Origin of the sequence: Halomonas icarae (assembly GCF_009901955.1) — a bacterium.
GTDB lineage: Bacteria > Pseudomonadota > Gammaproteobacteria > Pseudomonadales > Halomonadaceae > Halomonas > Halomonas icarae.
Window position 1 is genome coordinate 2746306 of the sequence record NZ_WUTS01000001.1, and the last position, 19768, is coordinate 2766073.

At 64.3% G+C, this 19768-nt stretch carries 19 protein-coding genes and 3 tRNA genes; 7 read left to right on the plus strand and 15 right to left on the minus strand.

The genetic code is table 11. The features are described 5' to 3' along the window. Position 1: 1 nt before the first annotated feature. Both GRB80_RS12515 and GRB80_RS12520 read left to right on the plus strand, forming a co-directional pair. Complete coding sequence (locus GRB80_RS12515; RefSeq protein ID WP_161423797.1) at positions 2-1600, plus strand: cryptochrome/photolyase family protein; 1599 nt, start codon at positions 2-4, stop codon at positions 1598-1600. Continuing rightward, positions 1597-1992 carry a thiol-disulfide oxidoreductase DCC family protein gene (locus GRB80_RS12520; RefSeq protein WP_132044284.1) on the plus strand — a complete coding sequence of 132 codons (396 nt, stop codon included), beginning with the start codon at positions 1597-1599 and terminating at the stop codon, positions 1990-1992. The genes GRB80_RS12515 and GRB80_RS12520 overlap by 4 nt, the downstream gene beginning before the upstream one ends. 26 nt (positions 1993-2018) lie before the next feature. Here GRB80_RS12520 and GRB80_RS12525 read toward each other — a convergent pair whose 3' ends face one another. The 3 genes from GRB80_RS12525 to dnaB all read right to left on the minus strand — a co-directional run bounded on the left by GRB80_RS12525 (position 2019) and on the right by dnaB (position 4200). Continuing rightward, complete coding sequence (locus GRB80_RS12525; protein ID WP_132044286.1) at positions 2019-2321, minus strand: DUF6482 family protein; 303 nt, start codon at positions 2319-2321, stop codon at positions 2019-2021. Positions 2322-2439: 118 nt separating this feature from the next. Continuing rightward, complete coding sequence (locus GRB80_RS12530; RefSeq protein WP_132044288.1) at positions 2440-2733, minus strand: hypothetical protein; 294 nt, start codon at positions 2731-2733, stop codon at positions 2440-2442. A gap of 78 nt (positions 2734-2811) precedes the next feature. Then, a complete protein-coding gene (dnaB, locus tag GRB80_RS12535; RefSeq protein ID WP_161423798.1) occupies positions 2812-4200 on the minus strand; it encodes a replicative DNA helicase in 1389 nt (462 codons plus the stop codon). Here dnaB and GRB80_RS12540 point away from each other — a divergent pair. Continuing rightward, the gene (locus GRB80_RS12540) at positions 4199-4336 is read left to right on the plus strand and encodes a hypothetical protein (RefSeq protein WP_161423799.1); all 138 of its coding nucleotides are present in this window, start codon (positions 4199-4201) and stop codon (positions 4334-4336) included. The genes dnaB and GRB80_RS12540 overlap by 2 nt on opposite strands. 2 nt (positions 4337-4338) lie before the next feature. On the opposite strand, the gene rplI is transcribed toward GRB80_RS12540, so the two are convergent. The 6 genes from rplI to rnr form a co-directional block, all read right to left on the minus strand. Then, entirely contained in the window at positions 4339-4785 is a 447-nt protein-coding gene (rplI, locus tag GRB80_RS12545; RefSeq protein ID WP_132044292.1) for a 50S ribosomal protein L9, read from the minus strand. A gap of 15 nt (positions 4786-4800) precedes the next feature. Further along, complete coding sequence (locus GRB80_RS12550) at positions 4801-5652, minus strand: hypothetical protein (RefSeq protein ID WP_132044294.1); 852 nt, start codon at positions 5650-5652, stop codon at positions 4801-4803. A 12-nt stretch (positions 5653-5664) separates the two neighbouring features. After that, positions 5665-5892 (minus strand): 30S ribosomal protein S18, encoded by a 228-nt coding sequence (gene rpsR, locus GRB80_RS12555; RefSeq protein ID WP_027960188.1) that lies wholly within the window; start codon positions 5890-5892, stop codon positions 5665-5667. 33 nt (positions 5893-5925) lie between these two features. Continuing rightward, positions 5926-6309: a 30S ribosomal protein S6 gene (gene rpsF / locus GRB80_RS12560; protein ID WP_132044296.1), complete on the minus strand. Its 384-nt coding sequence runs from the start codon at positions 6307-6309 to the stop codon at positions 5926-5928. 187 nt (positions 6310-6496) lie between these two features. Continuing rightward, a complete protein-coding gene (rlmB, locus tag GRB80_RS12565; protein ID WP_161423800.1) occupies positions 6497-7321 on the minus strand; it encodes a 23S rRNA (guanosine(2251)-2'-O)-methyltransferase RlmB in 825 nt (274 codons plus the stop codon). 53 nt (positions 7322-7374) lie between these two features. Then, entirely contained in the window at positions 7375-9825 is a 2451-nt protein-coding gene (gene rnr / locus GRB80_RS12570; RefSeq protein WP_161423801.1) for a ribonuclease R, read from the minus strand. 223 nt (positions 9826-10048) lie between these two features. Between rnr and GRB80_RS12575 the strand changes: the two genes are divergently transcribed. The 3 genes from GRB80_RS12575 to GRB80_RS12585 all read left to right on the plus strand — a co-directional run bounded on the left by GRB80_RS12575 (position 10049) and on the right by GRB80_RS12585 (position 10380). Then, positions 10049-10135, plus strand: a tRNA-Leu gene (locus GRB80_RS12575). A gap of 33 nt (positions 10136-10168) precedes the next feature. Continuing rightward, a tRNA-Leu gene (locus GRB80_RS12580) sits at positions 10169-10255 on the plus strand. A gap of 38 nt (positions 10256-10293) precedes the next feature. Next, positions 10294-10380: transfer RNA gene (locus GRB80_RS12585), tRNA-Leu, on the plus strand. An 88-nt stretch (positions 10381-10468) separates the two neighbouring features. On the opposite strand, the gene GRB80_RS12590 is transcribed toward GRB80_RS12585, so the two are convergent. Next, the gene (locus tag GRB80_RS12590) at positions 10469-11326 is read right to left on the minus strand and encodes a DNA/RNA non-specific endonuclease (RefSeq protein WP_202597224.1); all 858 of its coding nucleotides are present in this window, start codon (positions 11324-11326) and stop codon (positions 10469-10471) included. 88 nt (positions 11327-11414) lie between these two features. Continuing rightward, entirely contained in the window at positions 11415-11690 is a 276-nt protein-coding gene (locus GRB80_RS12595; RefSeq protein WP_132044351.1) for an Lrp/AsnC family transcriptional regulator, read from the minus strand. Positions 11691-11992: 302 nt separating this feature from the next. Here GRB80_RS12595 and GRB80_RS12600 point away from each other — a divergent pair, with 302 nt between their 5' ends. After that, positions 11993-12307 (plus strand): high-potential iron-sulfur protein, encoded by a 315-nt coding sequence (locus GRB80_RS12600; protein ID WP_132044302.1) that lies wholly within the window; start codon positions 11993-11995, stop codon positions 12305-12307. A 145-nt stretch (positions 12308-12452) separates the two neighbouring features. Here GRB80_RS12600 and GRB80_RS12605 read toward each other — a convergent pair whose 3' ends face one another. From GRB80_RS12605 to GRB80_RS12620, 4 genes are all read right to left on the minus strand, one after another. Next, entirely contained in the window at positions 12453-14012 is a 1560-nt protein-coding gene (locus GRB80_RS12605) for a SpoVR family protein (protein ID WP_161423802.1), read from the minus strand. Between the two features lie 9 nt (positions 14013-14021). Further along, positions 14022-15308, minus strand: coding sequence for a YeaH/YhbH family protein (locus tag GRB80_RS12610; RefSeq protein WP_161423803.1), 1287 nt, complete (start codon positions 15306-15308; stop codon positions 14022-14024). Between the two features lie 50 nt (positions 15309-15358). Beyond that, a complete protein-coding gene (locus GRB80_RS12615) occupies positions 15359-17281 on the minus strand; it encodes a PrkA family serine protein kinase (RefSeq protein ID WP_161423804.1) in 1923 nt (640 codons plus the stop codon). 233 nt (positions 17282-17514) lie between these two features. Then, positions 17515-19557 carry an NADPH-dependent 2,4-dienoyl-CoA reductase gene (locus GRB80_RS12620; protein WP_161424346.1) on the minus strand — a complete coding sequence of 681 codons (2043 nt, stop codon included), beginning with the start codon at positions 19555-19557 and terminating at the stop codon, positions 17515-17517. Positions 19558-19768 lie beyond the last annotated feature (211 nt).

Consider the following 19768-nt stretch of genomic DNA (forward strand, 5'->3'; position numbering starts at 1 on the left):
TATGCCTCGCCCCCTGGTGCTCGTGCTCGGCGACCAGCTCAGCCTGGCGCTTCCCAGCCTCCGCGACCTGCCCGCCAACGCGGTGGTGGCGCTCTGTGAGGTCTCCGCCGAGGGGCGCTATGTGCCACACCACCCCCAGAAGATCGCGCTCATCCTCGCCGCCATGCGTCACTTCGCCGAGGCACTGCGCAAGCGCGGCTACCGGGTGCACTACAGCGCCCTGGATGACCCCGACAACACCCAGGCGCTGGTGACAGAGGCACAGCGCCTGGCCAGACTCCACGCCTGCGACGAGATTCGGGTCGTGCGCCCCGGGGAGTGGCGGCTGTGGCAGGCGATGCGCGAGCGTGAGCACGCCGCCCTGCCCTGGCGACTCCTCGAGGACGACCGCTTCTATACCACGCCGGACGACTTCGCGGCCTGGGCAAGCGGCCGCAGGTCGCTGCGCATGGAGTACTTCTACCGGGAGCAGCGGCGCCGCAGCGGCCTGCTGATGGAGGGCGAGGAACCCGCAGGCGGCCGCTGGAATCTCGATCACGACAACCGCGAGCCGTTACCGACCGGGACCCCGGTGCCCGCGCCCCCCCATCATCGCCATGACACCACCACTCGCGCGGTGATCGCCCTGGTGGCAGAACACTTCGGCGACCACTTCGGCAGCCTCGAGGGCTTCCACTGGCCGGTGACACGACGCCAGGCGCTGGTCGACCTGCGCCATTTCATCGAGCACCTGCTGCCCGCCTTCGGTCGCTACCAGGATGCCATCAGCGACAGTGAGCCTTTTCTGTTCCATTCGCGGCTCGCGGCGGCGCTCAATCTGGGGCTGCTCTCGCCCCGGGAGGTGTGCGAAGCCGCCGAGCGCGAATACCACGAGGGGCGAGCGCCACTCAATTCGGTAGAAGGCTTCATCCGCCAGGTGCTGGGCTGGCGCGAATATGTCCGCGGGGTCTACTGGACCCGCATGCCCGACTACAAGCGCGGCAACGCCCTGGGCGCCCGGCGTGGCCTGCCGAACTTCTTCTGGGACGGCGAGACCGAGATGCGCTGCCTGCGCCGTGCCATCGAGATGACCCGCGATAACGCCTATGCCCACCATATCCAGCGGCTGATGGTGACGGGCAACTTCGCCCTGCTCTGCGATGTGGCACCCGAGGCGCTCTGCGACTGGTATCTCGCGGTCTACGCCGACGCCTGCGAGTGGGTGGAGCTGCCCAACACCCTGGGCATGGTGCTGCACGCCGATGGTGGACTGATGGGCTCGAAGCCCTACTGCGCCTCGGGAAAGTATATCGATCGCATGTCGGATCACTGCCGGCACTGTCGTTTTGACCCCAAGCGGGTGACGGGTCCCGACGCCTGCCCGTTCAACAGCCTCTACTGGGACTTTCTGGAGCGCCACGCAGAGACCCTGAGCACCAATCCGCGCATGAAGCTGATCTACGGCAGCCTGTCGCGCATGAGCGAGGAGAAACGCAACGCCATGCGCGACCAGGCCGGCGCCTTTCTCGAGCGGCTCGATGCTGCGCCCGCCTATTCACACGCCCGTGGTCAGGGCGAACACCGGGCGGGCTATGCTGGCGTCGAGGAGACGCCGAAATGACCCGACGCGCCACCCTCGCTGCCCGCGCCCCGGTGACCCTCTTCCACGATGGTCACTGCCCGCTATGCCAGCGGGAGGTCGCCTGGCTGACACGTCACCCGCGCCGAGAGCGTGTCACATTGGTGGATATCCAGGCCGCGAATTTCGATGCCGTGCCGCTCGGCCGCAGCGTTGCGGCGATGATGGGCCGGCTGCACGTGCGCGACGCGGCGGGGCGCTGGTTCGTGGGGATGGACGCCAGCCGTGCCCTCTACGCGGTGCTGGGCTATCGACGGCTGGTCTGGATGAGCACCCTGCCAGGGATCGGAGGGCTGATGGATGCGGGGTACCGCTGGTTTGCCCGCCGTCGTCTGCGTCTGGGACGCTGGCTGGAACGGCGGGAGAAGGAGTGACGCGGGGCCCTGTTCGCGAGGGCGGCTCAGAACACCAGCGGCATGCGTGAGGTCAGCGGCTCCTGATAGTGAGTCTCGCGACCGATCACTTCATCGTGGGGCACCTGCTGCACCAGGTAGGCACGGTGGATACCGGCACGCTTGAGCTCCACGTAGACATCTTCCAGCGAACGGAAGAGCACCGGCTTGCCCTTACGGGTCAGCATATGACGCTGCCCCTCGATATCTTCCAGCTCCACTTGGTAGAAGCGGCTGCCGGCATGGCCGATGACGCGAATCTCGTAGTTGTCGTGATGGGCCGCGAAGGCCTTTAACTCGTGAAATTCCATGGATCCCTCCAGGTATTTTATCGTTGAAGTTCCTGGCAGCCTGACACCCACGGATGACACCGGGGTGACGACCGCATGTCAAAGATATGACACCGGCATCCCTGGCGAGTTCCGCAAGCTATTGATAATCTGAGGGATCAATCGCCTTTCCCAGGGAGTTTCGGTCGACCCACTTGCCGGCCTTGGTCTCCTTGTAGCGAAATACCACTCTATCACCGACGACCACCGGAAGCTCGGCATCCTCGGTCTGGTAGCTGTAGGTCTCGCCCTCCACTACCAGCTGGTAGCGGTAGAGGTCGGGCATGCCCAGCCACTCCTTGAACGGGCCTTCGCGCTCCACGGACTGAAGCTCGCCGCGCGCCTCCAGCTTGGGTGCACGCTGTCGATTACCGCGCCGAAATCCGCCTGCCATGCTGCCTCCTGGCTATGCTAACTGAAAGGGTGGGCATTATACGGGCCCCTCGTCACGGCTCAAGCCGAGAGGCCGAGCCTATTCGCCGAAGCCATCGCCATAGCTGTCCGGCGCCAGGTCCTCGAAGCGGGTATAGCGGCCGATAAATGCCATATGTACCGTGCCGATGGGACCATTGCGCTGCTTGCCGATGATCAGCTCGGCGAGCCCCTGATTGTCGGGGTTGTCAGGATTATAGACCTCGTCGCGATAGACGAAGGCGATCACGTCGGCATCCTGCTCGATGGCGCCACTCTCGCGCAGGTCCGACATCACCGGACGCTTGTTGGGTCGCTGCTCAAGGGAGCGGTTGAGCTGGGAGAGAGCCACCACTGGACAGCCAAACTCCTTGGCCAGCCCCTTGAGCGAGCGGGATATCTCTGAGATCTCGCCGGTGCGGTTCTCGGAGAAGCCGGGGATCTGCATCAGCTGCAGATAGTCGATCATCACCAGCCCGACATTGCCATGCTCCCGGACCACGCGCCGAATACGCGAACGCATCTCGTTGGGTGACAGCGCCGCGGTATCATCGATGAACAGCTGCTTGTCCTTGAGCAGGTTGACCGCCGAGGTCAGGCGCGGCCAGTCCTCATCCTCCAGCTGGCCCGTCCTCACCCGTGTCTGGTCGATGCGCCCCAGCGAAGAGAGCATGCGCAGCATCAGGGCATCGGCGGGCATCTCCATGGAGAACACCATCACCGGCTTTTCGCTGGAGATGACCGCATGCTCCACCAGATTCATGGCGAAGGTCGTCTTGCCCATGGAGGGGCGCCCGGCAATGATCACCAGATCCGAGGGTTGCAGGCCCGAGGTCATCTCATCCAGGTCTCGGAAACCGGTGGAGAGACCGGTCATCTCGCCCTGCATGTTGAACAGTTCGTCGATGCGGTCCACCGCTTTGGCGAGCAGCTCGCTCATGCCGATGGGACCACCCGACTTGGGCCGCTCCTCGCTGATCTGGAAGACCAGTCGCTCTGCCTCGTCGACCAGCTCATTCGCCGGTCTCCCCTGGGGGCTGAAGGCGCCATCGGCGATCTGGCTGGCGGCACGGATCAACTTGCGCAGCGTGGCCCGCTCACGAACGATATCGGCATAGGCGCGGATATTGCTGGCCGAAGGCGTGTTGCGGGCCAGCTCCGCCAGCGTCGCCAGGCCGCCCACGGTATCGAGCTGGTCGCGCCCCTCCAGCGCCTCGGAGAGCGTCACCACGTCCAGCGGCCGCGCCGACTCGGCCAGTTCGGCCATGACATTGAAGATCAGCCGATGTTCGTAACGGTAGAAGTCGTCGGCCACCAGGCGGTCGGCGACATTGTCCCAGGCCTGGTTATCGAGCATCAGTCCGCCCAGCACCGACTGCTCCGCCTCCAGCGAGTGGGGCGGCACCTTGAGGGCGGCGGTTTCCTGGTCGTGCTCGAGCATCTCTGACATGGCGGTCTTCACCCTGGGCATTGCGGGGTCGCCATTCTACCCCAGTCAGGCGACGCGCCCCATGACTCTTCCCCCCCAACGCGACGAGGGGCGCGAGGATCTCTCCTCGCGCCCCTCGTCGGTGGCGGCCGCCTGAACTTATTCGGCCACTACCACCACGCGCACGGTGGCTTCGACTTCGGCATGCAGGCGCAGCTGAATGTCGTACTCGCCGACGGCACGGATCGGACCTTCCGGCATGCGCACTTCGCTCTTGGCCACATCGATGCCGGCAGACGCGATGGCGTCGGCCAGGTCGCGGGGGCCAATGGAGCCGAACAGCTTGCCTTCATCGCCGGACTTGGCGACCAGGGAGAGTTCGATCTCGTTGAGCTGTGCGGCGCGCTCCTCGGCCTCAGCCTTGCGCTCGGCGGCCTGGGCCTCGAGCTCGGCACGCTGGGCCTCGAAGGCCTCGATGTTGTCCTTGGTGGCCGGCACGGCAAGACCGTAAGGCACCAGGTAGTTGCGGCCGTAGCCGGGCTTGACGGTCACCTGGTCACCCAGGCCACCCAGCTTGCCAATGTTGTCGAGCAGAATGACTTCCATCTCGTAAACCTCTTGTCAGTTACGGCTGGCCAGGCGCCCGCGAATGTCCGCGAAGACGTCGATAGCGGCCAGCAGCAGCACGATCAGAATCATGGGCCATGTAGTGATCAGCAGCAGGTAGAAGACGACCAGCCACAGCCCGTTCATCCCTTTAAATCCGATAAATCCATGCACCAGGGCGATGCCGGCGACCAGCAGCGGTACCCACAGCAGCATGCCCAGGCCGGGCAGCCCCAGCACGGCACCGATCACGCCGAGCGCCACCAGCATGGCCAGTTCGGCAGGCCTCAGGCGCAGGGCGTGGAACTCCTCGCGGAATCCACCGGGGTTATAGAGCCCCGCCTGCCAGCTACGCGCCAGGGCCAGGCAGCCGACGGCGGCGATCAGCACGATAAGCCCGGTGACGCCACCGATCAGCAATCCCGCCAGCTGCTCGGTATCGAGCCCCTGACTGCCCAGCTCGTTGAGCAGGCGCCCCACCTCGGGAGAGGCCTGACGCAGCTGGTCGAGCAGCTCTCCGGTGCCTCCGGGCGGCAGGAAGATCCCCAGCTGGATCATCGCCGCGCCAGCCAGGGCACCGGCGATCAGCGCCTCGCTCCAGCGCAGGCGAGAGCGCAGCACCACCGCCATCAGGGTCACCAGCAGCACGCTGGCCAGGGGGATGACATCCCCCTGCACCCACCACCAGCCCGAAGGCACGGCGGCAGCCACGATCACCGGTAGCGCCGGGGAGAGGCCTCGACGCAGGGTGACCAGGGCCGCGATGGCGGCCCCCAGCCAGAACAGCCAGGGAATCAGGGTGGCCACGACGGCCCCGCCGATGGCGTGGGGCGTGCCGCGCATCACCCAGCGGGCGATCGTCAGCATCTTGCCGCTGGCTTACTGGTGGCTATCGGAGTAGGGCAGCAGCGCCAGGTAGCGCGAGCGCTTGACGGCGGTCGCCAGCTGACGCTGGTAGCGGGCCTTGGTACCGGTGATACGGCTGGGAACGATCTTGCCGGTCTCGGTGATGTAGGCCTTGAGGGTGTCCAGATCCTTGTAGTCGATCTGCTTCACGCCCTCGGCGGTGAAACGGCAGAACTTGCGGCGACGGAAAAAGCGTGCCATGTAAAGACTCCTTCAGACGTGCGATGGGGGGTATCAGGCGGACTCGGCGCGAGGCTTCTCGTCGCGAGGCTTCTCGTCGCGACGTGCGCGCTTCTCTTCCACCGGCTTCATCATCGGCGAGGCCTCGGTGATGGCTTCGTTGCAGCGCACCACCAGGCTACGGATGATGGCGTCGTTGAAGCGGAAGATGTTCTCGATCTCGTCGAGGGTCTCGCCGCTGCACTCGACGTTCATCAGCACGTAGTGAGCCTTGTGGATCTTGTTGATCGGGTAGGCCAGGTGACGACGGCCCCAATCCTCCAGGCGATGCACGGTGCCGCCGTTCTCGGTAACGAGGCCGGTATAGCGCTCGACCATGGCCGGAACCTGCTCGCTCTGGTCCGGATGGACCATGAACACGATTTCATAATGACGCATGGGATCTCCTTGCGGTTTGGCAGCTTCCTCGGGAGGTCTTGGCTCCGGGGAAGCAAGGAGGTGATAGAAAAAACACGAATACCCGCTCGATGGACGAACGGGCGCAGGCATTCTAAAGAGTACGCGCCTCGCGCGCAAGCGGGGAATCGGCTTGCCGCTCCCGGCACTCGAGTCGGTACCGGGGTTCTTAGCAATTTTGGCTTATGGCTCCAGGCGAAGCCTGGCGGCGCTGGCGCACCACCTCGAAGAGGCTGATCCCGGTGGCAACCGAGACATTGAGACTGGATACCGTACCGGCCATGGGCAGCTTGACCAACTGATCACAGGCCTCACGTGTCAGGCGGCGCATGCCCTTGCCCTCGGCCCCCATGACCAGTGCCGTGGCCCCGGTCAGGTCGACCTCGAATACCAGCGACTCCGCCTCACCGGCAGTACCGGTCACCCAGACGCCCAGCGACTTGAGCCTGGCCAGGGCGCGGGCAAGATTGGTGACCTGGTAGACCGGCACGCTCTCGGCGGCACCACAGGCCACCTTGCGTACCGTGGCATTGAGCGGTGCGGCCTTGTCCTTCGGCACGATCACCCCATGCACCCCGGCGGCATCGGCGCTGCGCAGGCAGGCGCCAAAGTTGTGCACATCGGTGATGCCATCGAGCACCAGCAGCAGCGGGGGCGTCGCATGGGGCCACGCCTCCAGGCGGAACCACAGCGCATTCTCGGCCTCGAACGCCAACGGCGTGGTGAAGGCCACGACGCCCTGGTGGGCGGCCCCCTGGGCCAGGCGGTCCAGCTCGTCACGCGGACGTGACTGGATGCGGGAACCGCCACCTCGGGCGGTCTCTACCAGCTCGGCGAGGCGCGCCTCCGCGCCGCCCTGCTGCACCCATAGCTCGCGAGGTATTTCACCACGCTCGATCAGCGCACGCACGGCATGCACACCGAATACCGCCTCCAGGCCACCGGGCGTCGCCGGCTTGCCAGCGGCGGACCGCTGTGATCGCTTCTGCTTCATGTCTCTCGCTTCATTGCGGGTCACACGGCGGACCCGAAGGTCCGCCACGGAATTCAGCGCCGCGAACGGCGCCGACGGTTGCCGCTGCGCTTGCGGCCATCGCCCTTGTCGGACTTGTCGCTTTTGGCGGATTCGCCCCCCTTGCCGGAGGTCTCGCCAGACGAGGCCTCGGCCTTGGGTGGCTTGCCGCCGGCGCTGGCGCGCCCCTTGGCGGGGGCATCATCTACCGCACGGCGACGGCGCGGCGCCCGCTTGGGACGCGGCTGCTCATCGGCCAGGGCGAAATCGATCTTGCGATCATCCAGGTCGACGCGAGCCACCTGCACGGTGACACCGTCGCCGAGACGGTAGCTCATGCCACTGCGCTCGCCCTTGAGGCGGTGCTTCTCAGGCTCGTAGTGGTAGTAGTCCGAAGGCAGCGACGTGACATGCACCAGCCCCTCGACATAGACCTCATCGAGCCGCACGAAGATGCCGAACTGGGTCACCGATGCGATGGTGCCGTCGAAGATCTCGCCGAGCTTGTCGGACATGAACTCGCACTTGAGCCAGTCCTCGACGTCGCGTGTGGCGTCATCGGCGCGACGCTCGGTCATCGAGCAGTGCTCGCCGAGCTCGAGCATCTGCTCGAAGGTATAGGGCGCCCACTTGCTGGGCGGCTCCACCGGGGCCCCCTCGGCTCTCAGCACGGTGTTGGTCTGGCGCGGCCCGCGAATCACCGAGCGAATGGCACGGTGCACGATCAGGTCCGGATAGCGACGGATCGGCGAGGTGAAGTGGGCATAGGCCGGGTAAGCCAGGCCGAAGTGCCCATCGTTCTGGGGTGAGTAAATCGCCCGACTCATGGAGCGCAGCATCACCGTCTGGATGACATCGGTGTCGGGGCGCCCCTTGATGGCCTCGGCCAGGTCGCGGTAGTCCTGGGGGCTCGGATCATCGCCGCCGCCCAGGGTCAAGCCAAGCTCGCTGAGAAACAGGCGCAGCTTGTCGAGACGCTCCGGCGAGGGCTGCTCGTGGATACGATAGAGAGCCGGCAGATCATGCTTGTCGAGGAAGCGCGCCGTGGCCACGTTAGCCGCCAGCATGCACTCCTCGATGATCTTGTGGGCATCGTTGCGCGAGCGCGGCACGATCTTCTCGATCTTGCGCTCGTCGTTGAAGACGATGGCCGTCTCGGTGGTCTCGAAGTCGATGGCTCCTCGCTCCACCCGCGCCTCGCGCAGCAGCCGGTAGAGGGCATGCAGGTTCTTCAGCGAAGGCACGAGCTCGCGGTACTCCTCGCGCAGGGCCTCACCCTCCTGCCCCTCATCGTCGAGGATCGCCGCCACCTTGTTGTAGGTCAGGCGTGCATGGGACTGGAACACCGCCTCGTAGAAGCGGTAACGGCTGATGGCGCCGCTCTGGGAGATATTCATCTCGCAGACCAGGGCGAGGCGGTCGACCGCGGGATTGAGCGAACAGAGCCCGTTGGAGAGCAGCTCCGGCAGCATCGGCACGACCTGCCCCGGGAAGTAGACCGAGTTGCCGCGGCGGATCGCCTCCTGGTCCAGGGCACTGCCTGGGCGCACATAGTGGGAGACGTCGGCGATGGCCACCAGCAGCTTCCAGCTGCCGGACTTGGTCTTCCAGGCGCAGACGGCGTCATCGAAGTCCTTGGCGGTCTCGTCATCGATGGTCACCAGCGGCACGTCACGCAGATCGATACGGCTCTGCTTGTCCACCTCGGCAACCTCTGCGGACATGCTGGCGATCTGGTCGTGGACCTCAGGCGGAAACTCGGCGGGAATCTCGTAGCTGCGAATGGCGATATCGATCTCCATGCCGGGATCCATGCGCTCACCCAGCACCTCTACCACCTCGCCGACCGGCTGCACCCGCGTCTCGGGCTGCTTGACGATATGCGCCGACACCACCTGGCCATCCTTCGCTCCGCCGCAGGCGCTGTGTGGGATGATCACCTCCTGGGTGATGCGCGGATTCTCGGGGATCAACACGCCGAACTCGGGAGTATTCTCGCGGTAGACACCAACGATGGACTGGGTATTGCGAGCCAGCACCTCGGCAATGGTGGCCTCGTCGCGACCGCGGCGATCGCGTCCGCTGACGCGCACCAGCACCTGATCGCCGTGGAAAACCCGCCGCATCTGCCGCGGCGGCAGCATCAGGTCGGGCTTCTTGCCGTCGTCACGTAGCACGAAGCCGAAGCCGTCGCGGTGACCCAGCACCTTGCCCTTGATCAGGTCGAGCTTGTCGATCAGTGCATAGGCTCGCGCACGATTGCGCAGCACCTGACCATCGCGCTCCATGGCCGCCAGCCGGCGGCGCACCGCCTCCTGCAGATCCTCATCCTCAAGGCCGAGCAGCTGGCTCATCTTTTCGTGGGTAAGCGGCTTGCCAGCCTCCTCCAGGCGGGCGAGCAGATATTCGCGGCTGGGAGCTGGCTTGTCATACTTGTGGGCTTCACGTTCCGCGTGCGGATCGTCGCTGAGCGTCCAATGAGTCATGCGCGGTGCATCCTTGGCAGGGTCGGGGACGACATGAGTAAGCTGGCGCTCGGGCGCCACGGGAACGGGGTACTGCTTAGGGGTTCATTGATCATGGCCGCAGTATAGCGCCGCAGGCGCGGTCACCCAACCTCGATGAACCGGGCTGTGTGGGAAAAAATTGCCGCAGCTCCCCTATTCCCTCTTGCAAACCGGCACAATTCGGGTAGTATACGCGTCGCTTGCCCAGATGGCGGAATTGGTAGACGCGCTAGCTTCAGGTGCTAGTGTCCTTACGGACGTGGAGGTTCAAGTCCTCTTCTGGGCACCATTGCTCTTTATACAGTACGACTCGCTCGTGTTCGCCCAGGTGGCGGAATTGGTAGACGCGCTAGCTTCAGGTGCTAGTGTCCTTACGGACGTGGAGGTTCAAGTCCTCTCCTGGGCACCATCCTTCGGGAAGCCCGAACACGACGAGATGCATGATGCGCCCAGGTGGCGGAATTGGTAGACGCGCTAGCTTCAGGTGCTAGTATCCTTACGGATGTGGAGGTTCAAGTCCTCTCCTGGGCACCATTCATATCGCGTCATGCAGGTTAGAGCAGGCAAGATCATCGAGGAACCGCGACACTGAATCGCGGTTTTTTTGTATCTATATAACACGCTATTCGAAGCGCCCGGGACGGTTTGCCACCTCCTCCAGCCCCCAGCCACGGGTATCGACCCTCCCCTCCAGCACTTTCGCAGCCGACTCGGGAAGCCTGGGAAAGAAGTCGAGTCCGGTACGCGCCTCGATGGCGTCGATGCTTACCAGATAGTCGCCCAATGACTCGTCGCCGCGCACCCCCTGGGGCATCACGAAGGCCAGGGCGCGGGGCCTTTCGCCGGGCACCACGATAATCTTGTAGAAGGCCTCGGGGATCTCCACGAAACCGACCCGATTGAGCACGTTATCGAGGAAGCGTTCGGGGAAAATCGGCCCGGTAATGACTTGCACCGCACCAAAGCGTGGCACGAAATGATCCATCACCACCTCTTCGAGGCGCTGCCAGAGGCGTCGATTGAGATCGGGCCGCTGGGGCGTCATGTTGCTCATGTAGAAGGTGTCGTGCTGGGCGTCGCGACCATGCACCGCGGCAATGGCGTAGTTGGGTGCCAGGTGCCCACGATCGAAGCCGCTGCCGGCGTAGTGGTTGGTGCCGATCGGCCACAGGGTACGCCAGTCTCGGCGAAATGCCGGGCGCGGTCCCGACTCGGGGCTTTCGACCGCCTGAAGTCGATAGCTGGCCCACAGCGGATTGACCCGCAGGTCGGACCAGCCGACCAGGAAGCCATCATTGCGCAGCACGCGATGAAAGCCAGTGAGTGATGGCTCCTGCCACTCGGGCACCCCCATCCACACCAACGAGTCGCGCAGCTCACGCTCCTGGAGATGCCAGAGGCCGCCCCCCACGACCACGAACAGCAGACTGACGGCGAAACGCCGCAGCGGACGGCGGCGCAACAGAGAGGAACGACTCATCCGTGAAAGGCTTTCCTGTTGATGAAGTGAGTGACGGGTGGCGCCCTCCATAACGGCGCCTGGCCGGCGCGACTACTGGCCCACGCGACTACCAGCCCAGCGAGAACATGGTCTCCAGGTCGTGGCGGGAGTGCACCTGCATGGCGTTGAGCGTCTCCGTCTCCCGGATGCCCTCCACGGCATTGAGGCGCCCGGTCACCAGCTCGGCCAGGCTCTCGAAGTCACGCGTGCGCGCGATGGCCACCAGGTCATAGCGGCCACAGGTGGAGTAGACCTCACTGACCCCTTCGACGTCGGCCAGGCGCTCGGCCACCGACTTGACCTGCCCCTTCTCGGTATTGATCAGGATCACGGCATTCTGCATCGGGCTCTCTCCGGATGTCGCCACGCGGGCGGAGATGGGCGGCGGGCAGCCATCGAAACTGCCCGGGTTCTCGGATCGAGTATACCAGCGCCGGTGAGCGCGAAGCATCACCCTCTGATTGGCGCCCCTGGCGACGCGACAAGTCGTCGCAGCGCACCGTTCGCATACCGGGGTCGCCTTGACTATGATGACGAGGCGAACCCTGCCGACAGGCGACTGTCGGATTCCTAGAGGTGGAACACCACCCGAGAATAGCGGGCCCTGGCCCGTCCGTGCCTGGCAACGTGATACAAGGAGATTCCATGGCTAACCACAGCCGTCGTGACTTCATGCGCCATAGCCTGATGGGCATGGCTGCCCTCCCCCTGGGAGCCGGCATCCTCTCCAGCCGCGCCTTTGCCCAGGACCTGCCGCCGCTGGACCCCTCCAACGAGCAGGCCCAGGCGCTCAACTACGTCAAGGACGCCAGCGAAGCTGCCGACCATCCGGCCTATGAGGAAGGCGAAAAGTGCAGCAACTGCATGTTCTTCCAGGCTGACAGCCAAGGTTGCCAGCTGTTCCCCCAGAACAGCGTCGAGCCGGCGGGCTGGTGCCAGTCCTGGACCGCCCAGAGCTGATGTCCGAGCGGCATCCGCCGCCACCCGCCACAGCGAGGACCCGCGCCACGGCGCGGGTTCTGTTATATATAAGCTGTATATAGCCTGTCTACGCGGGCTACCTGCCTCCCATCAGCGTGCCACATGCCAGCACCATGACCGACCATCAGCCCCCGTTGCCGCCCTCCTCATCCGCCAGTGGCCACTGGTAACGCCGCACCACCCGCTCATCCTGAACCGACTCGAGACGCACCGGGAAGCCCCACAGCTGATGCAGATGACGGATCACCGGATAGACGCTGCGCGCCAGCGGTCGGCGATCATCCTGGACATGATGCAGGGTCAGCGAACGGTCGCCACGAATATCCGCGGAGTAGACCTGGATATTGGGCTCGCGTACGGCCAATGCATAGTGGGCCGCCAGCGCGTCGCGGATGCGCTGATAACCACGCTCGTCGTGGATCGCCGCCACCTCCAGCATCTCCTCCTGATCGTCGTCGACCACCATGAACAGCTTGAGATCGCGAATTACCTTGGGCGACAGGAACTGCTGGATAAAGGACTCGTCCTTGAAGTTCTGCATGGCGAACTCCAGGGTTTCCCGCCAGTCGCTGCCGGCGATATCGGGGAACCAGCGACGATCCTCCTCGGTGGGATCCTCGCAGAGGCGCCGAAGATCGCTGAACATGGCAAAACCCAGGGCATAGGGGTTGATGCCGCTGTACCAGGGGGCATCGAAGGGGGGCTGCTGAACCACCGCCGTATGCGACTGCAGAAACTCGAGCATCAACCCCTCATCCACCGCGCCTTCGTCAAAGAGTCGGTTCATCAGGGTGTAGTGCCAGAAGGTGGCCCAGCCCTCGTTCATTACCTGGGTCTGGCGCTGGGGATAGAAGTACTGCGCCAGCTTGCGCACGATACGCACCACTTCCCGCTGCCACGGCGCCAGCAGCGGCGCGTTCTTCTCGATGAAGTAGAGCAGATTCTCCTGAGGCTCGGATGGATAGCGACCGCCGGCATGCAGACCGAGTGGATCCTCCTCGTCATCCATCATCCCCGGCAGGCGATCCTCCTGGGCGCGCCCGGGGATGGTGCGCCACAGGGTGTTGACCTGAGCCTGCAGAAGCTCCTCGCGCTCCTTCTGGCGACGCACCTCCTCCTCGGCGGAGATCGGCGACGGCCGCTTGTAGCGATCGACCCCATAGTTCTGCAGGGCGTGGCAGGCGTCCAGCAGCTGCTCCACCGCCGCCACGCCGTGGCGCTCCTCGCACTCGGCGACATACTTTCGAGCGAACACCAGGTAGTCGATGATCGAGGCGGCGTCGGTCCAGGTACGAAACAGGTAGTTGCCCTTGAAGAAGGAGTTGTGGCCATAGCAGGCGTGGGCCATCACCAGTACCTGCATCATCAGGGTGTTCTCTTCCATCAGATAGGCGATACAGGGGTCGGAATTGATCACCAGCTCATAGGCAAGGCCCATCTGGCCACGGCGGTAGGCCTGCTCCACGGCCAGGAACTGCTTGCCGAAGGACCAGTGGTGATAGCCCACCGGCATGCCCACACTGGCGTAGGCATCCATCATCTGCTCGGAGGTGATGACCTCGATCTGGTTGGGATAGGTGTCGAGACGATACTCGTCCGCCAGCCGCGCGATCTCTCGCTCGAATTCGGCGAGTACCTCGAAGTTCCAGTCGGACCCCGTGGCGATGGGCTTGCGTCGGGTCATCTTGCCTCCTCAGCCGCCGGCGACGCGGCGCTTGAAAAGCTCGCGAAACACCGGATAGATATCTCCGGCCTCGACGATCTGGCGCATGGCGAAACGCGCCGGGAACTCGGCCGCCACGCTCTCGTACTCCTCCCACAGCGCCTGGTGCGCGTGAGGGGTGATCTCCACATAGGTGAAGTACTGCAGGCGCGGCATCAACTTCTTGACCAGCAGATCACGGCAGGCCACCGAGTCATCGTCCCAGTTATCCCCGTCCGAGGCCTGGGCCACGTAGAGGTTCCACTGCCCCGGCGGGTAACGCTCGGCAATGATCTCGTCCACCAGCGTCAGCGCACTGGAGACGATGGTGCCGCCGGTCTCCCGCGAGTAGAAGAACTCCTCCTCGTCGACCTCCCTGGCGGCGGTGTGGTGGCGCACGAAGACCAGCTCGACCTTCTCGTAGTTGCGCTCGAGAAACAGATAGAGCAGCAGGAAGAAGCGCTTGGCAATATCCTTGTGGGATTGGGTCATGGAGCCGGAGACATCCATGACGCAGAACATGACGGCCTTGCTGGAGGGCTGGGGCTGGTTGACCAGGTGGTTGTAGCGAAGGTCATAGGTGTCGATGAAGGGTACCGACTCGAGGCGCTTCTCGAGACGCTCCACCTCCTCCTTCAGCTCGGCGATGCGCACCGGATTGCGCATCACCGGATCCTTGCGCTCCTCGATCTCCAGCGCCTCACGGGCCTCACGCAGGGCACGACGAATCGGTGCCCGCATGGCGATGCGCCGAGCGTGGGCCTCGCGCATGGAGCGCACGATATTGATCCGTGCGGGCACACCCTCCCTGGAGACCCCCGCGCGCACCGGGCGCACCTCGTCGAGGTCCACCAGCGCCTTGCGCTCCAGGTGGGGCAGCTCCAGGCCGTCGAAGACGAAGTCAAGGAACTCATCTCGGGAGAGGGTAAAGGCGAACTCGTCCACGCCCTCGCCCTGGTTCGAGGCACCACCCTCACCGGCCCCATCACCGCCACCGCCGCCACCCGGGCGTTGCAGTCGATCCCCCTCCACAAACTCCTTGTTGCCGGGGGCGATGATGCGCCGCTTGCCACCGGAGCCGTGCTGAAATACCGGCTCCGAGATATCACGCGCGGGAATCGAGACCTTCTCTCCGCGCTCCATGTCGGTGATCGAGCGCCGATTGACCGCTTCCTCCACCGAGCGCTTGATATGCGTGCGATAACGGTCGAGGAAGCGCTGCCGATTGACCGCACTCTTGTGCTTGGCATTCGCCCGCCGGTCGATGAAGTAGCTCATGGCAACTCTCCTGCGCGCCGCGGGGACCCGCCCCACGACGCGGCGTCGGGCTACTGGGACTTGCGCACCCGCAGATACCACTCTGACAGCAGGCGCACCTGCTTTTCGGTATAGCCACGCTCCACCATGCGCGCCACGAAGTCCTCATGCTTCTTCTGGTCGGCGCTTGAGGCCTTGGCATTGAAGGAGATCACCGGCAGCAGCTCTTCGGTATTGGCGAACATCTTGTGCTCGATCACCCCGCGCAACTTCTCGTAGGACTGCCAGCTGGGATTCATGCCATTGTTCTGGGCACGCGCCCGCAGCACGAAGTTGACCACCTCATGACGGAAGTCCTTGGGATTGGAGATCCCCGCCGGCTTCTCGATCTTCTCCAGCTCCTCGTTGAGGGCCTGGCGATCCAGGAACTCACCGGTCTCGGGATCGCGGTACTCCTGATCCTGGATCCAGAAGTCGGCGTAGGTCACATAGCGGTCGAAGATGTTCTGTCCATACTCGGAGTAGGACTCGAGGTAGGCGGTCTGGATCTCCTTGCCGATAAAGTCCACATAACGAGGCGCCAGGAACTCCTTGATGAAGCGCAGATAGCGCTGGAAGGTCTCGCTCGGTAACTGCTCCTGCTCCAGACGCTGCTCCAGCACGTAGAGCAGATGCACCGGGTTGGCTGCCACCTCCAGGGTGTCGAAGTTGAACACCTTGGAGAGGATCTTGAAGGCGAAACGGGTCGAGAGCCCATCCATCCCCTCATCGACACCGGCGCTGTCGCGATACTCCTGGATCGACTTGGCCTTGGGATCGGTATCCTTGAGGTTCTCGCCATCGTAGACCCGCATCTTGGAATAGATGCTGGAGTTTTCCGGCTCCTTGAGCCGCGACAGCACCGAGAACTGCGCCAGCATGCGCAGGGTGTCCGGCGCACAGGGTGCCTCGGCCAGTGACGAGTGCTCCAGCAGCTTCCTGTAGATACTGATCTCCTCGGAGACCCGCAGACAGTAGGGAACCTTGACGATATAGACGCGATCCAGGAAGGCCTCGTTGTTGCGGTTATTGCGGAAGGTCTGCCATTCACTCTCGTTGGAGTGGGCCAGCACCACTCCCTCGAAGGGGATCGCCCCCATGCCCTCGGTCGGGTTGTAGTTGCTCTCCTGGGTGGCAGTCAGCAGCGGATGCAGCACCTTGATCGGCGCCTTGAACATCTCGACGAACTCCATCAGCCCCTGGTTGGCTCGACAGAGCCCCCCGGAGAAACTGTAGGCATCGGGATCATCCTGGGAATAGAGCTCGAGCTGGCGGATATCCACCTTGCCCACCAGCGAAGAGATGTCCTGGTTGTTCTCGTCACCGGGCTCGGTCTTGGAGATGGCGATCTGGTTGAGTCGCGACGGATAGAGCCGCACCACCCTGAACTGGCTGATATCACCGCCATACTCCCTGAGCCGCTTGGCCGCCCAGGGCGACATCACGCTCTTAAGATAGCGACGGGGAACGCCATACTCCTTCTCCAGCAGCTCGCCATCCTCCTCCGGCGAGAACAGCCCCAGCGGCGACTCGTAGACCGGCGAGTCCTTGATGGCATAGAAGGGCACCTTCTCCATCAACAGCTTGAGTCGCTCGGCCAGCGATGACTTGCCCCCACCCACCGGGCCGAGCAGATAGAGGATCTGCTTGCGCTCCTCCAGCCCCTGGGCGGCATGACGGAAGTAGGCGACGATCTGCTCGATGGCCTCCTCCATGCCGTAGAACTCGGCGAAGGCCGGGTAGCGGCGAATCACCTTGTTGGAGAAGATACGCGACAACCGCGGATCCTTCGCCGTGTCGATGACCTCCGGCTCGCCGATCGCCTGGAGCATGCGCTCGGCGGACGATGCATAGGCCAATGGGTCATCGCGGCATAGCTCCAGATACTCCTGCAGGTTCATCTCTTCCTGCTGGACGCGGGCGAAACGATTCTGGACATGGTCAAAGATGCTCATCGATGCCTCCTTAAGCCCGATGGCTCGGCGCCGACTCTTTGGCGCTCGAGAACTGGGTCACTCACAGCGTAGACAGGCGGGTTTCGACACAACGGATAGTGAGTCAACGTTCCGCTTACTCTTATGAACGCTAGGGGGCGTGGAGGGTTCGATGGCGTTGCGTCCTGTCATTCAACGCAGCGGTCCTGTCGCCTCGATGGCGACAGGACCGTGCAGGATCAATAGGGCGGCTCTCAGAGCTCGGCGGCCACCCGCGTGCCCTGGTCGATGGCGCGCTTGGCATCGAGCTCGCCGGGCTCGAGGGCACCACCGACCAGGTGCACCGCCACTCCGGCATCGCGCAGCGGCGCGTAGAGATCACGCACCGACTCCTGGCCGGCGCAGATCACCACCGTATCGACCGCCAGCAGGCGCGGCTGGTCGGCATGCCGGATATGCAGCCCAGCATCATCGATATGCAGATACTCGCAGCCGGCCAGGCTCTCCACCCCTCGCTGCCGGAGCGATGCCCGATGCACCCAGCCGGTGGTCTTGCCGAGCCCCTTGCCCGGCTTGGAGTGCTTGCGCTGGAGCAGGAAGACCTGACGCGACACGTCGGGACGCTCTGGCGCCCTGAGTCCGCCCGGCGACGAAACGGAGAGATCCACGCCCCACTCCCTGCACCAGGCGTCACGATCCAGGGAGGGCTGACCGACATGGGTCAATAGCTCCGCCACATCGAAGCCGATTCCTCCCGCACCAATGATCGCGACTCGCGCCCCCACCCGCTCGGGGTGCAGGATCGCCTCGGGGTAGCTCATCACCTTGAGGTGCTCGCTGCCCGGCAGCTCGAGGCGGCGAGGGCGCACACCGCTGGCCACTACCACCGCATCGAAATCGCGCAGCGCCTCCACATCCGCCTCGCAGTTGAGACGCAACTGCACGCCGTGTTTGTCCAGCATCACCCGAAAGTAGCGCAGGGTCTCGTCGAACTCCTCCTTGCCGGGAATCTGGCGGGCATAGTGGAACTGACCGCCCAGCTCGGGACCCCGCTCGAAGAGCGTCACCCGGTGGCCACGCTGGGCCGCGGTCAGCGCCGCGGCCAGGCCCGCCGGCCCACCACCCACCACGCCGATGCGCCGCGGCGTGGCCGCCGGCTCGATGACCAGCTCGGTTTCATGGCCGGCCCGCGGATTGACCAGGCAGGAGGTCGGCTTGCCCTCGAAGGTATGATCCAGGCAGGCCTGATTGCAGGCGATGCAGGTATTGATCTCGTCGCTGCGCCCCGCCGCGGCCTTGCTGACCCAGGCCGGGTCGGCGAGAAAGGGTCGCGCCATGCTGACCATGTCGGCATGGTCTTCGGCCAGCACCCCCTCGGCAACCTCGGGCATATTGATGCGATTGGTGGTGATCAGGGGCAGAGAGACCGCGCCCCTCAGTCGCCGGGTCACCTCGGTGAATGCCGCCCGGGGCACGCTGGTGACGATGGTCGGCACGCGGGCCTCATGCCAGCCGATGCCGGTGTTGAGGGCGTCGGCACCGGCGGCCTCGAGCGCCCTGGCCAGGGCTACCACCTCGTCATGGGTGCTGCCCTCCTCGACCAGGTCGATCATGGAGAGCCGGAAGATGACCGCAAAATCCGCCCCCACCGCAGCACGAATGCGCCGCATGATCTCCAGCGGGAAGCGAATTCGGTGCTCGAAGGCGCCCCCCCAATCATCGTCGCGATGATTGGTTCGCCGGCAGATGAACTGATTGATCAGGTAGCCTTCCGAGCCCATCACCTCCACGCCATCGTAACCTGCCTGCCTGGCGAGGGTGGCACAGCGGACATAGTCGTCGATCTGGCGCTCCACCTCATCGCTGTCCAGCGCCCGAGGCGCGAAGGGGTTGATGGGCGCCTGGATCGCCGAGGGCGCCACCAGCTCCGGCGTATAGGCATATCGGCCGGCATGCAGGATCTGCATGCAGATCCGCCCCCCTTCACCGTGCACCGCCTCTATCATCCGGCGGTGATCCTCCAGCTGCGCCTCGCGCTCGAGGGTCGCTGCCCCCTGAAAGACGGCGCCCTCGGGGTTCGGGGCGATGCCTCCGGTCACGATCAGTCCGACACCCTCCCGGGCGCGCTCGGCATAGAAGGTCGCCAGGCGCTCGAAGCCGTTCGGCCTCTCTTCCAGATTGGTATGCATGGAGCCCATCAGCACCCTATTCGGCAGGGTCAGGTGACCCAGCCGCAAGGGCTGAAAGAGGTGGGGATAAGCGGTCACGGCAGCACTCCTCTGTTGTTGGCATAACATCTTGTTGTTGGCGTTACACTGCATCGGTGGCGCCTGCGACAGGCAGGGTCCGAGCGCAGCGGCCGACATTCAAACAACTGTATGACAGTTGAACCTCTAGAGGAAGGCGCTGACAAGGGGGGATTGAAGATAGCGGACTGAAGTATGGCGGGCTGAAACGACGAAGCCCCGAGCACTGGGCTCGGGGCTTCTGAATTCGTGGCGATAATGG